This is a genomic window from Reyranella sp. (assembly GCF_036558665.1).
Classification (GTDB): domain Bacteria; phylum Pseudomonadota; class Alphaproteobacteria; order Reyranellales; family Reyranellaceae; genus Reyranella.
Window position 1 is genome coordinate 1 of the sequence record NZ_DATBFE010000137.1, and the last position, 13,600, is coordinate 13,600.

Below are 13,600 nucleotides of genomic sequence, written 5' to 3' on the forward strand. Positions count from 1 at the left end.
ACGGAAATGGCAGAGATCGTCTTTGCGGCCGGCGCGCCGCATGCGCCTGGCCTGATCGGTTTGCTCGAAGCCGCGCCCGCCGACGTCAAGGACATCGTCACGGTCACCTATCGCAATCTCGCCGACGCGATCGGCTCGGCCCGGGCGGATGTCCTGATCGTGTTCGCCAACGATCATATCGCCAACAGCCGCATCCGTGCCTATCCGGACTTCCTGATCGGCATGGCCGCCGAGCATCACGGTCCATTCGAGTGGTTCAAGCCGTGGATCGGCTGCGAGGACTATACGGTGAAGGGCTCGCCCGAGATTGCCGCGGCGCTGTTCAGCGGCATGACCCGGCGCGGCATCCGGATGTTCGCACAGAACGAGAACCTCAAGTTCGACGACAACATCTCGGTGCCGGTGCTGCTCACCAATCTTGCCGGAATGGGAATTCCGATGGTGCCGGTCTTGCAGAACTGCACCGTCCCGCCGATCCCCGACCAGCATCGCTGCTACGCCGTCGGCGAGGCGCTCGGCGACTTCATCCGCAACGACCTGCCTTCCGATATGCGCGTGGCACTGCTCGGCTCCGGCGGCCTCAGCCACGAGCCCGGGGGCGCGCGCTACTACTTTATCGACGAGGCGTTCGACCGCTGGTTTCTCGATCTCGCCGCTTCCGGCGACCATCAGAAGCTGTTGAAGGAGCTGACACTGGAAAGGATGGAGGCCGCAGGCTCCGGCGGCACCTCGGAATTGCTGTCGTGGGTGGTCGTGCTCGGCGCGATCGGCTCGAGGCCCGGCAAGAATTTCGGCTACACCGTCCACCGCGACTTCAAGTGCGGCGTCGGCGCCGTGCTGTGGGACATGAAGGCCAACCTGCCGAAGCGCCGCGCGGCATAGGGAGAGCCCCTTGGGACTGGAGAAATTTGACCCGGCACTTGCCGTTCACGACCTGATCCAGGACCTGAAATGGTCGGTCGAGTTGCGCGCGAAATTCGCCGCCAACGAAGCTGCCGTGCTCGATCGATATCCGCTGCGCGAGGACGAACGGCGTGCGATCGAGACAAGGAATTTCCTGGCGCTCTACGACATGGGCCTTCACCCCTACCTCGGCGGCCAGCTTGCCCGCCTGATCTTCGGAAACGAAGCCGGCAAAGGCGCGACAGTTGCCGTGAACAAGCTCGTCGAGTCGCTGCAAGGCAAAGGATCAGTGGCGTAAGCAACGCCGCTCTTTCATTGCGGGCAGCCCCGGAGCAATGGCGTTCTCAGAGCTGGCGGACGATGCCTGGCCAGGCATATCGAGGTCGCGCTGTCATCGCGGGAAGTCTGATAGTATTTTTCTCGCTGGCCTTAAGCTCCACTCGAAACCGGATTTGAAGTCATGCGGCGACGAGATCTCGTTTGCCTTTTCGGAGGGGCAACAACGCTGCGACCGTTGACCTCGTATGCTCAGCCTCGCAATCGGCTGATCCGCCTCGGCTACCTGACCGGCGGCGGCTTCAATGACGTTCAGCTCGGCTTCTTCCGTCAGGGTCTCGCGCACATTGGCTGGACAGAAGGTCGCGACTTCACACTCAGCGTACGGTACGCGAATTTCGACTACGAGCGTTTGCCTGCGCTGACTGACGAGCTCCTGGGAGAGGGTATCGATCTACTGATCGCCGTCGGACCTGCGACACGCATGATCCAGATCACGCAACGGATCGTGCCGATCGTTTTTGCCTTCAGTGGCGACCCGGTCGCCGCGGGATTCGTTGGTGGTTTTGCGAGACCCGGAGGCAATGCGACCGGCATGTCGTTTCTTGCGCTTGAACTGGCAGGCAAACGCCTCGACATTCTGCGCGAAATCCAGCCAACGGCACGGCGGGTCGCCGTTCTTGTCAATCCCCTCCACCCGGGAGAACAGGACGAGCGCCGTGTCACGAACGAGTCGGCCACGCGGTTGGGCTTGCAAACCGTCTTCTTTGAAATGCGCAACGACCGTGAGCTCGTGACGGCTCTCGGGGGAATCGCAGCTGCGGGGTGCGATTCGTTCACTTGCTTTCCCGACCAGGTCACTCTCGCCAACAGCAGGCCGATTGCTGATCATGTACGGCGCGATCGGTTGCCGAGCGTATTCGGATGGCGCAACTATTGCGATGCGGGTGGTCTGGTGAGCTATGGTCCCAGTATGAAGGATGGGTTTGCACGGCTTGCCTACTTCGTTGAACGGATCGCAGGCGGAGCGAACGCGGCCGACATTCCGGTCGAGTTGCCTACGGTGGTTGAGACTGTCGTCAACATGAGGACCGCGAAGGCACTCGGCCTTACCATCCCGGCATCGATCCTCGTCCGCGCCGACGAGGTGATCGAATGAGGCGGCGCTGCCTGATCGTCGGCCTCGGAAGCGGCGCCGCAACGTGGCCGGTCGTCGGACGTGCACAGCAATCCTTGCCCAAGGTTGCCGTGATCATGGCGACGGCTGAGTCGGAGCGTTTGGGCCAGGATCGTCTCAAATCATTTCTGCGCGAGTTCCAGCGGCTTGGCTGGGTGAACGGGAGCAACGTTCGGCTTGATGTTCGATGGGCCGGCGGCAGCGACAATCGGATGCGCGAGATCGTGGACGAAGTCGTGGCGATCAAGCCGGCCGTCGTGCTCGCAAATGGTACGCCGACAGTGGCCGCCCTGAAGCGCGCGACGACTTCGATTCCGGTCGTGTTTGCCGGTATCAACGAGCCGGTGGTTCAGGGCTTCGTCGCGAGCATGGCGCGCCCCGGCGGCAACATCACCGGCTTCACCCAGGTCGACTTTTCGATCGTTGGCAAATCGGTGGAGATGCTCAAGGCCATGGCGCCTGCCCTTTCGCGGGTCGGCCTGATGTACAATCCGGAGACCTACGGCTTCTACGACACTTACCTGGCAAGGTTTCAGGCGGAGGCGCGATGGCCGATTGAGTTGACACGCGCAGCGGTGCGCACGCCCCCTGACATCGAGATCGCCGTCGCGAACATCGCTTCTCGGCCGGGAGGTGGGCTCGTGGTCATGTCAGACGCATTCAACTTCATCAACAACGCGATGATTCGTGCGGCGCTGGAGCGCCATCCACTACCGCACATCGTTCCCTGGCGCCAATACGTCGCCGGCGGCGGCCTGATGTCCTACGGCCCTGACCTCGACGATATATTTCGTCGGTCGGCTGACTACGTAAGCCGGATCCTCAAAGGTGAAAATCCAGCGGACCTTCCTGTACAGGCGCCGACCAAATATGAGCTTGTCGTCAATCTCAAGACCGCCACGGCGCTGGGATTGAACGCGTCTACGCCGCTACTCACCCACGCCGACGAGGTGATCGAGTAGTCGGTTTCGCTATGTCTGCTTATGGGCCCGAAGCAGCTATCGGGTTCGCAAACTGCGATGTCCGCGACTGATGCGACATCCGGCAGCGCTTACACGCGCTCGAGGATCGACAGGCCCCGGTTGCGATCGATCAGGTAGATCAGGCCTCGATGGTCGACGTAGACGTCGTTGCTGCAAACACGCTGGGCCCCCGCCGGCACATCCGGCATCCACCAGGCGGCCTGCTTCATCGACAGGGGATTGGCGATGTCGATCACCCTCAGCCCATTGGCGAACCAGGCGGCGGGAACCTCGTTGCCGGTGACGGTTTCGACGGGCTGGTGGCAGGCCGTCATCAATGGCGTCTCGATCCCGACCAGTTCCGGCAGCTGGAAACAGCTGACCGGTACCGGGCGGGTCTCGTCGGTGATGTTCACCATCCAGAGCGCCGCCGGCAGCTCGGGCGAGAGCTTGGGATCCAAAGGCTGCACGTGCTCGTCCGCGACCAGCATCCAGCGATGACCGGCGATCGGCACATCGATCGGCACCAGGCTGTGCGTGGGCCAGCCGAAGGGTGGACTCCAGTCGAGGCTGGCGATCAGCTTCGGCCTGGTCATGTCGCTGATGTCGAGGATGACCCCGCCGCCGTACCAGTAGCTGACATACAGGCGGTCGCCGCGCCGGATCGGATGGTGGCAGCGGTGGTTCTTCGCCTTCCAGCCCGGTGTTTCGCCGCCGGCGGTCCACTGTCCCAGCATCCACCAGCGCCCGACCTCTTCGGGTCTGGTCGGATCCTTCAGGTCGAGGATCATGACGATGGTGCCGACATAGCCCTCTTGCTCGGTGGAAATGTAGGCGTACCGGCCATCGAAGGTGAAACGGTGCACACCCGTCCCGGCGCACTGCCAATGGCAGATGTCGCGCGGGTTACCCGGCCGGCTGACGTCGAAGATGCGGAGGCCGACGAAATCACCGGGCGGCTTCTCGCCCCGCGTACGCTCGCGGTTCGCCACCATGACGCCGTTGGCCACGCGTACTTTGTGGGAATGCAGGCCCGGCGGAATGTCGATCGAGGCGACGACTCTCGGATGCGCCGGATCACTCACGTCCAGGATGGAGGTCCCGTGCGGCGGCTGCATATGTCCGACATAGGCGTGATTGCCGTCCACGACGACCTGGCCGCCACCGGCGATATCGATCCAGGCCACCTCGCGAATGCCGGAACCCTGACCCACGGTGTTTTCCCCTTCCGTAATCTTCTCAGCCCGCGGGCAGCTGCTCGAGCAGCCGCCCCTTGCCGGGAAGGGGCGTGTCGAACTTCATGGTCTGCAGCACCGCCCACAACGCCGCCTGGTTGGTGGTGATCACCGGCTTGCCGAACTGGCGCTCCCAGGTGGCGATCCAGTCCATGGTCGGGAAATTGCCGCCCGGCACCATCAGCGCGTCGATGCCCGGGCGATCGATCCGGCGGAATGCCGCCTCGGCCATGCCGGCGTCCATCTTGCCGATGGCGTAGGCGTTGGCGGCGCCCAGGCTTTCCGAGGCGACTACGGTGATGCCGTACTTGGTCTCGTAGTAGCGCCGGGCCCGTCCGATCACCTCTTCCGAATAGGGTGTCGCCATGGCGACGCGGGACGCCTTGAGGGCGTTCAGCGCCCGGCCGATCGCCTGGGCGGAAGTCAGGGACGGCACGCCCGACGCCTCGGTCATTCGCTTCACGGTCACCGCGTCGTAGTCGTCGGTGAACAGGCTCGCCGAGGTTTGCGCCAGCGCGATCACCTCGACCCGCGCCTCGCCGAGCAGCTTCGCCTGATAGGCCACGTCGGCATCCAGGCTCGGCGAAAACGGCGTGTTGCTGCCCTTGCCGAGCCGCCCGGTGTGCACCTGCAGCTCGCGGGCCAGGCGGCAGAACTCGATCTCGCAAGTGGTGTTGGTCGAGGGGACCAGGATCCCGAAATGTCGCGGCATGGCATCGTCCCCCTTCGACGCCAGCGTGGCACACGCGGTGTGTTGTTTCCAGATCATGAATCTTTCCTCGGGCGCTCCTGCGATGAGGCAAATGACGCGATTTGATCTGGGTCAAAGCGAATGGCCACTACCCTGATCATCCTTACAGCCATATGGCCTTGCGCCGCGCCTCACATAAGGGAGGTAACGATCATGACGACGCTCCAGGATCTCCGGCGAACGATCGGTCACTTCGCCGACCGGACGCGCAAGCGCATGCAGCTGCGGCGGGAACTCGAACAGCTCGAGGCCCTCGGGTCCCTCGATGCGGTTCTGGCGGATGCCGGCCTCGTGCGCTCGCAAATCGAGCCTCTGATCACAGGATGTGCCGGCTCCAGAGATCTGCTGGACAAGATGCTCGCCCGGCTCGGGATCGACGCGGCCCAACTGCCCGTCGAGAGCCTGCGCGACATGACGTGGACCTGCACCACCTGCCCGGACAAACGCAAGTGTCGCAAATGGCTGGCCGGCATCGAGGAAGCGGACTTCCATGCCTTCTGTCCAAATGCCGAGCAGCTCGACCATGCCATGGCCGCTGCGGCGCCGGCCGGCTGCTCGTACCGCGCCGCGCCGACTGGCGGCCCGAACGACGACGCCTTTCACCCGAGCGCCGACGAGCTCAGACGACTGCGTGCCGAGGCCAGCCGACGCGAGACCCGCGCGTTGCTCGATAGCGCGCGCCTCCTCTAACCTGACGCGAACTGGCGAGCCGCGGCCCGCGTAGTCTTCCGCCCGGACACGGTATTGGCGGCGTTTGGCGGCGCATCCTCGTCAAGAAACATTGCTTTGGCATCGGCGCTTTCTCCTTCAGGAGGGCGGGCCGGCGGATGACAATGCCTGCCGATCGCAAACCCGGAGTCCCGCCGTCGTGCGCTTTGGTTTCTATCTTCCCACCCGTGGTCCGCTCGCCACGCGCGACGCGGTGCTTGCCCTGGCGCGCGAAGGCGAGCGGCTGGGGTTTCACTCCGCCATGATCGCGGACCACGTCGTCTTCCCGGTGGGCAGCGAGTCGCCCTATCCCTATACGCTGGACGGCAAGCATCCGAGCGGCGGCGATGCGCTCGAAACCCTCTCCATTCTTGGCGTCGTGGCGGGCGCGACGGAGAGGTTGCGTCTCGTCACGTCGGTGCTGGTGCTGCCGTACCGCAACCCGGTGCTGACGGCGAAGATGGTGGCGTCGCTCGACGTGCTATCCGGCGGGCGTGTCACGCTGGGGGTCGGAGTCGGCTGGCTGAAGGAGGAGTTCGAGGCGCTGCACAGCCCCGATTTCGAGCGGCGCGGCGCCGTCACCGACGAATGGATCGCGATCTTCAAGCAGCTCTGGACGCAATCGCCTGCGAGCTTCAGCGGCCGGTTCTACAGCTATGCCGACATCCGCGCCGAGCCGTTCCCGCTGCAGAAGCCGCATCCGCCAATCTGGATCGGCGGCCACTCGCGGGCCGCCCTGCGCCGCACCGCGCGGCATGGCAATGGCTGGCATCCGGTCGGGGCCATCGCGGCCTCACCGCTGCCGCCTAATGAGATTCGAACGCATCTCGAGACGCTGAAGCGGATGACCGAGGCGGAGGGGCGGGACTTCTCCAAGCTCACCATCTCCTACAAGGCGCCACTCTACGACACCGGCGTTCCCGATCGTGCCGGCGACCGCCGCAGCTTCTCGGGCACCGCCGAGGAGATCGCCGGCGACATCCGGTCGTTTGCCGCCATCGGCGTGCACGAGTTGATCTTCGACTTCCGCGGCGGCTCGATGGCTCAAAGCATCGAAGCCTTGCAACGCTTCGCTGCCGAGGTGATGCCTCTGCTTGGCGATTGAACTCGGGCGTTCAAGCGCGCCCGGCCCGCGTCCGACGGACAGCACGAGGCCACCGTTGGTCACAGCAAGCACGCTCTGGTCACAGCCGCTCGGGTGCGGACTGGGGTATGGCATTTCAGAGCGAGTGCATGGAGAGACGCTGGTGGCCTATCTGTGGCTGACGCTGTGCGATCCCGATCCGCAGAACAACGGTCAGTTCATCTATTCCGGCGGATTGATCAGGGCAGTAGCCAATGCCGGTGCCGAACTGACGGTGCTCGGTCTCAGCCGCCGGCCCGGGCGTTCGCACGGCCGCCGCGAGCCCAATATCGACTGGCATCTGGCCGAGGACCGGCCCGCGAATCGATGGATGCGCGGGGCCTCGCGGTTGCCGCCGTTTGCGTTGCGCACGCGCGTGCCGGCGATGAGCGCAGCCCTGGCGGTGCATCTTTTGACCGGGCGTTGGGATGCCATCGTGCTGGACAGCTTCAACGTGGCCTGGGCGCTGCCTCATGCCCTGCGCCATCGCCGCCGCCATCCGCACACCAAGATCGTCTACCTCGCGCAGAACAACGAGACGGTCGCCGCTCGAACGCTGGCGAAGGCCGCAACCGGTCCCATGCGCGCAGTCCGTATGGCCAATGTCGCCAAGACCCAGTGGCTGCAGCGCCGGCTGGTGGAGACGGCGGATCTGGTCGCGGCCGACTCGCCCGACGATTGCCGTGACCTTGCGGCACTCGCGCCGGGCAAGCCGATCGTCTTCGTGCCGCCCGGCTATGGCGGGCCACGCCTCGCCAACCGGATCATCGACTCCCGGCTGCCGCGGCGCGCCATCGTGGTCGGCAGCTTCGATTGGCCGGCCAAAAGGATCAGCCTCGACGCCTTCCTGTCGGCCGCGGCGCCGCTGTTCGCGGCCAACGGCGTCGGGCTGCAGGTCGTGGGCCGCACGGAGGATTCCCATATTGCCGCCCTGCGTCGCCGCTTTCCCTCGGTCGAGCTGGTGGGCACCGTGCCCGACGTGCGACCCTATATGGAGAAGGCGCGGATCGCGCTGGTGCCCGACATGCTGGGCGGCTTCAAGCTGAAGTCGCTGGACTACATCTTCAACCGGCTGCCGATCTTCGCGATGGAAGGGGCTGTGCCCGGCACGCCGCTGGCCGACGGCTGCGGCCTTCGCCTGTTCGGGAGCCATGCAGCGCTTGCGCGCGGCGTGGTCGACATGATCGACGACACGGCAAGTCTCAACGAGCAGCAGCAGACCGCCTATGCCCTGTCCGCGGATCGTTTCGACTGGGGCACGATCGGTCGCGGCCTGGTGCGTCAGATCCAGAAGCCGCCGATGAGGCGCACCAACGGCGCGGAAACGAGCGAAGACTACTTCATGGCCGCGCCCATGCCGCTCGGCCGCTGCCGGCCGCTCGTCGCGCGCTGCCTGTCCGCCTTCAGACCCGACTGAGGCCAATCCGACGACGGCGAGGCGACTTGTTTGCCTCGAGGGACATTCCTGCCGGAGAGGAGCTCACCATCAACTACCGGCGCATGGACGAGCAGTTCGACAATCTCAGCCGGGATGTCGTTATCGAGGATGATCAGTTCCTAAAGACGGCGTCGTAGCCGCCGCGCTCACAGGAGCTTCGCCTGCTCCGGCGGATAGGTGATGGTCCGGCCGTCTACCTGCGCGAAACTCGTGAGCTTGTGCAGGCGCCAGCTCGTCTCGGACAGGATCTCCACCACGGGAACGCCGCGCACGCCGAGCGCATCGGCGACCAGGGAGCGATGGCAGCGCCATGGCACCGCCTCCGCGCACATGATGGCAACCCGCTCGGCGGCCGCCAGATGCACCAGGGTCTCCAGTCCTTCCCGGAAGGCCGGTGTCTGCATGTAGTCGGCGTAGCCGCGGAAACTCTCGTTGCGCCAGCCCGTGTTCGGCGAATCCTTGCGTGGGCGGCGCAGCCCGCCCAGCGCCGGCAGGGGTCGATAGTCGATGTGCTCCTTCGCAAGCGAGAGGCCGAGCGTGTCGCCGTTGAATTGCGGATTATGTCGCGAGCGCGGGACCGTTCGTATGTCGGCCAGGCATTCGATGCCATACGTGTGGAGCAGTGCGACGAACCGCTCGAGCGGCAGGGTCGAGTGTCCGACGGTGAAGAGGGTTCCCTGCGGCCAGTCGGCCTGTTGCGGGGGAGGAGAGGGTGTCATGCGCTACAGAAACGCCATGGCCGGGGTTCAGGCAGCAAGGCAAATGGAAAAGTTTCACCTTGAACGAGCGAACGATAGGACAAGAATCGACTGGCGCCAAATGTGCAGCCAGGTTTCGAGGGACACGACCGCCATGTCCAGCCGACCCGCTTTCCCGGACGCGAGCCGCCGACCCGCCGCCCGCGCCGACTTCCATCGCATCCTCGGCTCGCTCGAGGATCCGAAGGTCATCGACATTCTGGAGTTGAACCCGACGGTCGCGGATCTCGAGCAGGCCGCGATCTGCATCGCCGGCGATCACGACGTCCTCGCGAGGGACGGCCACCGGGTGAGCAGCGTCGCGGCCCGCGTGGTCGAGATCATCGCCGGCGACGAGGAGCAGGACGACGAGCCGTTGTCCCCCTCGCCAGAGGCTTGAGGCCCTCACTTTTCCCCGGCGGCCGGCGGTTCGCGCAGCAGTTCGCGGGAAAGGTAGTCGGCCATGATCCGATGCCAGGCGGCATTGGGATGGCCATCGTGTCGGCTGAGGAGGTACCGGTCGGGCGGGTGGTAGAAATCCGGCACCGCGTCGGTCATGCGGCTGAGACGGATGTTGCTTCCAGACAGCCCCTGCTCGATCAGGCGCACCTTCTCGTCGTCGCCGCCGTCCCACAGGATGACGCGAAATTCGCTGCCGGGAAAACGTTCATGCGCGACGCGGGCCGACTGACGGATGACCCCATCGAGCAGGGCAATGTCGGGAGCGTCAATCCGGTACGGCCGGCCGAAGAACCTCTGCCAGATCAGGGAGCTTGCCAGCACCATCCGCAGCCGTGCCGTCAGCCAGTTGTGCGCCGGGTCCGGATCGTCGAAGTGACCCTGCTGCACCACCGATCCGTCCGGCAGGAGGCGGAAGCGCGGCCCATGCGCGTCCCAGGAATCCTGGCCGGAGACGCGGGCGGCATGATCGGGAATGCATAGATAGACGAAGTATCTGGGCGCACACTGGACGATCCGGCCGACACGTCCGGACTGCAGGTTAGCCAGCATCTGGTGCGGACCGTAGCCGGGAAAGCCGAAGTTGTAGATGGCATAACGACCGGCGGTAGCGAGCGACACGAGGAACGGGAAGTTCTCCCGATCGCCTACGCCCTCGCCGAAGGTGATCGAATCGCCGAAGAAGACCACGCACTCCTTCGCGGAAGCCTCGGGCGGGGCGGTGACCCGCAAGCCGTGCGCGTCGATGGTGTAGGCGACGTCGTAGATCACCTGGTCGCCGTAAAGCTTGCGTGCAGTGACCTTGGCATTCCTGTTCGGCGCGTAGCCCAGCACGTCGTCGCGATGAGTGAAGCCCGCGACGATCGTGCCTTCCATCCGCGTGCCGTCGCCCTCGGCCTGCTGGTGGGCAAGGTAGGTCTCGAACAATGCCAGGGCGCCGACGACGGCCGCCAGGTTGACGCAGGTGACGGCCCATGCCCGGCGACCCCTCAGCAACCAGCCGAGGAGAGCGAGGACGAGTGCAACGGCGAGAAGGGCGATCGAAAATGTCACGCGAATCCCTTTGAAGTCGCTGGGCCGAAACGGGCGCAGAATGCCTTTGCTGCCAGCGGAATCCCATCCGGAATAGTGTGTTGCGCTCCACGCCACCCTGCGGACGCGCCGCCCGCCGGGCTAAAAATGGGCGATGCCTCTTGCGAGCGGGCGGAGTACAACCATCTCTGAAAGAGGCGTCATTTTGCGCCGCATCGATCGTTGCCGCGGCGGCACCATTCAGCCGGCCGCGGGGCGAGAGAGGGGCTGTCCATGGAGATCGTCCGGCAAGGGAGCAGGCACGTCCTCCCGGCCATTGCGCACGCATCCGCCGTGGCGGTCTGCCTGTTCGCGAGCGTCGCGGCGGCGGACGTCATTCGGGCGGAGCCGGTCGCCTGGAAGCTCGAACCGGATGGCAAGCCGGCGTCCTATGCGGTGGTCGAGCCGTCGCGCACCAACATGAACATCGCCGACGTCGTGCTGGCCTGCGAGAGCGCCGGCGAGCGAAGCGTGCTGCAGCTGCAGATCTATCTGACCGGTGACGGACCGCTCCTGCCCAGGGGCATACCCGCATCGAAGCTGAAGGACGAGCCGCGTGCCGAGATCTCGATCGACGGCAAGATCTTTCCGGTCAGCCTTCTGTTCGGCGACGACCATGCGGTGCTCGCAGATCATCAGGTGGACGGCTTTGCCGGCCTGTCGGACGAGCTCGTCGATGCGATGGCGAAGGGCCGGACCATGACCTTGCGCCTGGATCTCGTTGCCGAGCCTCCCGGGACAGCGGCTGCCTTCGACGGTGAAGCAGTGATCGATCTGCAGGCGGGCAATGGCGGCGCCGCCGTCGATGCGGTGCGCCGTTGCGTGGCGCCGGCCAGGGATCGGACCGTCGGCCTGGACGGTCAGGCAGCGCCACCACAATAGTGCCTTGCGGGGGGACCGAAGGCCCTCTTCCAGTGGTGCGCTCCGGGCAGGCGGTCGACCGCCGTATCTGACGATCGTGCCGCATTGCGGCGATCAAAGCGTCATCTGGTGATAGACCTGCCGCAGGATGGCTCGCCGATCGGGATCGCCCTTGGCGAGCGCCTCGAAGAAGTTCTTCGATTGCTCGAGCGTCGTGTGCGGCGGCAGGGCGATGACATTGGGATCGGCCTGCATGTCGATCACGACCGGTTGGCGCGCCGCCAGCGCCTCCTGCCAGACCGACGCGACATCGTCCGGCCGGCTCACCGTCAGGCCAACGAAGCCAAGCAAGCGTCCGTAGGCCGCGTAGTCGAAGTCGGGCACGTCCTGCGTCTGCGGCGTCTTCGGCGAGCCGCCCAGCGCACGCAGTTCCCACGACACCATGTTGAGGTCGCGGTTGTTCAGCACACCGACGATGAAGCGCGGATCGGCCCAGCGCTTCCAGTATTTCGACGCGGTGACGAGGGCATTGAGGCCCAGCATCTGCATCGCTCCGTCGCCCACGAAGGCGAAGGCGGGGCGATCGGGGAAGGCGAACTTGGCGGCCGTGGCATATGAAATCGCGGGCCCCATCGTCGCGAGCGTGCCCGACACGGCCATCCTCATGCCGCGCCTGAGCTTCAAGGCCCGGGCGACAAAGGTGGTCGACATGCCGGTGTCGACCGCGACCATGGCCTCGTCCGGCAAGCGCGCCGACAGCTCCCAGAACATGAGCTCGGGATTGAGCGGTTCGGCCGGCAGCCGGGCTTTTTCCTCCTCCTCCCGCCACGTCCGGCGCGTGTGCTCCTCGATCGTCTTCCGCCACTTGCCGTCGGCACGGCTGCCGAGCCGCGGCAGCAGGGCGCGCAGCGTCGCCGTGGCGTCGCCGACCAGCGCCACGTCCATGGGATAGCGCAGCGAGAGCATGGTCGGATCGATGTCGATCTGCACTCCCTTGGCCTGGCCTTCCCGGGGCAGGAACTCGCTATAGGGGAAGGTCGAGCCGATCATCAGCAGCGTGTCGCATTCCTGCATCAGCGTGTACGAGGCCTTGGTTCCGAGAAGCCCGATCTGCCCGGTGACGTACGGCAGATCGTCGGGCAGTATCGCCTTGCCCAGCAGCGCCTTGGCCACTCCGGCCTGCAGGCGCTCGGCCACCTCCATCACCTCGGTCGCCGCGTCCGCCGCCCCTGAGCCGATCAGGATCGCGATCTTCTCACCCCGGTTCAGGATGTCGGCGGCCCGCTCGAGGTCGTGCTCGCTGGGGATCACCAACGGCTGGCTGAAATCGACGCCGGTATGGATCGTTCCGTGGGCATGCTCCGGCACCTCGACGGCGGCGGCTTCCTGCACGTCGTTGGGAAAGATGACAGCGGTGACCGTGCGTCGGGCGCGGGCGATGCGGATCGCGCGGTCGACGAGGTGCCGCACCTGCGCCGGCGCGGTGCAAACCTGCACGAAGTCGGTGGCAACGTCCTTGAAGAGCGAAAGCAGATCCACCTCCTGCTGGAAGTGGCCGCCGAGTGCGGAGCGGGCCTGCTGGCCGACAAGCGCCACCACGGGCTGATGATCGAGCCGGGCGTCGTAGAGGCCGTTCAGGAGATGGATCGCGCCGGGACCGGAAGTGGCGAGGCAGACGCCGACCTCGCCCGTGAACCTGGCATGACCACAGGCCATGAAGGCGGCTTCTTCCTCGTGCCGCACCTGCACGAATTCGATCCCGCCGTCGGCGCGGCCGAGCGCCGAGACGATGCCGTTGATGCCATCGCCCGGATAGCCGAAGACGCGCTTGATGCCCCATTCCTTCAGGCGGGTGAAAAGAAAGTCGCCGACGGTCTTGGCCATGGTGCGCTCCCGGAA

At 65.5% G+C, this 13,600-nt stretch carries 15 protein-coding genes; 10 read left to right on the top strand and 5 right to left on the bottom strand.

The window, feature by feature from the left end; genetic code table 11:
• The 4 genes from VH499_RS19885 to VH499_RS19900 all read left to right on the top strand — a co-directional run.
• Nucleotides 1-882 (top strand): hypothetical protein (locus VH499_RS19885; protein WP_332054489.1); only part of this gene is annotated, 882 nt, incomplete at its 5' end.
• A gap of 10 nt (nt 883-892) precedes the next feature.
• Complete coding sequence (locus tag VH499_RS19890; protein ID WP_332054490.1) at nt 893-1,201, top strand: hypothetical protein; 309 nt, start codon at nt 893-895, stop codon at nt 1,199-1,201.
• 162 nt (nt 1,202-1,363) lie between these two features.
• Nucleotides 1,364-2,338 (top strand): ABC transporter substrate-binding protein, encoded by a 975-nt coding sequence (locus tag VH499_RS19895; RefSeq protein ID WP_332054491.1) that lies wholly within the window; start codon nt 1,364-1,366, stop codon nt 2,336-2,338.
• Between the two features lie 74 nt (nt 2,339-2,412).
• Nucleotides 2,413-3,318, top strand: coding sequence for an ABC transporter substrate-binding protein (locus tag VH499_RS19900; RefSeq protein ID WP_332054492.1), 906 nt, complete (start codon nt 2,413-2,415; stop codon nt 3,316-3,318).
• A gap of 89 nt (nt 3,319-3,407) precedes the next feature.
• Here the strand turns inward: VH499_RS19900 and VH499_RS19905 are convergent, their stop codons facing one another.
• Both VH499_RS19905 and VH499_RS19910 read right to left on the bottom strand, forming a co-directional pair.
• Nucleotides 3,408-4,532 carry a hypothetical protein gene (locus tag VH499_RS19905; protein ID WP_332054493.1) on the bottom strand — a complete coding sequence of 375 codons (1,125 nt, stop codon included), beginning with the start codon at nt 4,530-4,532 and terminating at the stop codon, nt 3,408-3,410.
• 25 nt (nt 4,533-4,557) lie between these two features.
• Complete coding sequence (locus VH499_RS19910; RefSeq protein ID WP_332054494.1) at nt 4,558-5,322, bottom strand: hypothetical protein; 765 nt, start codon at nt 5,320-5,322, stop codon at nt 4,558-4,560.
• A gap of 135 nt (nt 5,323-5,457) precedes the next feature.
• Between VH499_RS19910 and VH499_RS19915 the strand changes: the two genes are divergently transcribed.
• The 4 genes from VH499_RS19915 to VH499_RS19930 all read left to right on the top strand — a co-directional run bounded on the left by VH499_RS19915 (nt 5,458) and on the right by VH499_RS19930 (nt 8,710).
• Nucleotides 5,458-5,994, top strand: coding sequence for a DUF6455 family protein (locus VH499_RS19915; RefSeq protein ID WP_332054495.1), 537 nt, complete (start codon nt 5,458-5,460; stop codon nt 5,992-5,994).
• A gap of 178 nt (nt 5,995-6,172) precedes the next feature.
• Entirely contained in the window at nt 6,173-7,117 is a 945-nt protein-coding gene (locus tag VH499_RS19920; protein ID WP_332054496.1) for an LLM class F420-dependent oxidoreductase, read from the top strand.
• A gap of 142 nt (nt 7,118-7,259) precedes the next feature.
• On the top strand, nt 7,260-8,552 hold the full coding sequence (locus tag VH499_RS19925; protein WP_332054497.1) for a glycosyltransferase: 1,293 nt from the start codon (nt 7,260-7,262) through the stop codon (nt 8,550-8,552).
• A 26-nt stretch (nt 8,553-8,578) separates the two neighbouring features.
• Nucleotides 8,579-8,710 (top strand): SET domain-containing protein, encoded by a 132-nt coding sequence (locus VH499_RS19930; protein WP_332054498.1) that lies wholly within the window; start codon nt 8,579-8,581, stop codon nt 8,708-8,710.
• 9 nt (nt 8,711-8,719) lie between these two features.
• Here the strand turns inward: VH499_RS19930 and VH499_RS19935 are convergent, their stop codons facing one another.
• The gene (locus VH499_RS19935; RefSeq protein ID WP_332054499.1) at nt 8,720-9,292 is read right to left on the bottom strand and encodes a DUF488 domain-containing protein; all 573 of its coding nucleotides are present in this window, start codon (nt 9,290-9,292) and stop codon (nt 8,720-8,722) included.
• 133 nt (nt 9,293-9,425) lie between these two features.
• Here VH499_RS19935 and VH499_RS19940 point away from each other — a divergent pair, with 133 nt between their 5' ends.
• A complete protein-coding gene (locus VH499_RS19940; protein WP_332054500.1) occupies nt 9,426-9,710 on the top strand; it encodes a hypothetical protein in 285 nt (94 codons plus the stop codon).
• A gap of 5 nt (nt 9,711-9,715) precedes the next feature.
• Here the strand turns inward: VH499_RS19940 and VH499_RS19945 are convergent, their stop codons facing one another.
• Nucleotides 9,716-10,822 (bottom strand): hypothetical protein, encoded by a 1,107-nt coding sequence (locus tag VH499_RS19945; protein ID WP_332054501.1) that lies wholly within the window; start codon nt 10,820-10,822, stop codon nt 9,716-9,718.
• Nucleotides 10,823-11,074: 252 nt separating this feature from the next.
• On the opposite strand from VH499_RS19945, the gene VH499_RS19950 reads away from it, so the two are divergent.
• A complete protein-coding gene (locus tag VH499_RS19950) occupies nt 11,075-11,722 on the top strand; it encodes a hypothetical protein (protein WP_332054502.1) in 648 nt (215 codons plus the stop codon).
• A 93-nt stretch (nt 11,723-11,815) separates the two neighbouring features.
• On the opposite strand, the gene VH499_RS19955 is transcribed toward VH499_RS19950, so the two are convergent.
• Nucleotides 11,816-13,585: a thiamine pyrophosphate-requiring protein gene (locus VH499_RS19955; protein ID WP_332054503.1), complete on the bottom strand. Its 1,770-nt coding sequence runs from the start codon at nt 13,583-13,585 to the stop codon at nt 11,816-11,818.
• Nucleotides 13,586-13,600 lie beyond the last annotated feature (15 nt).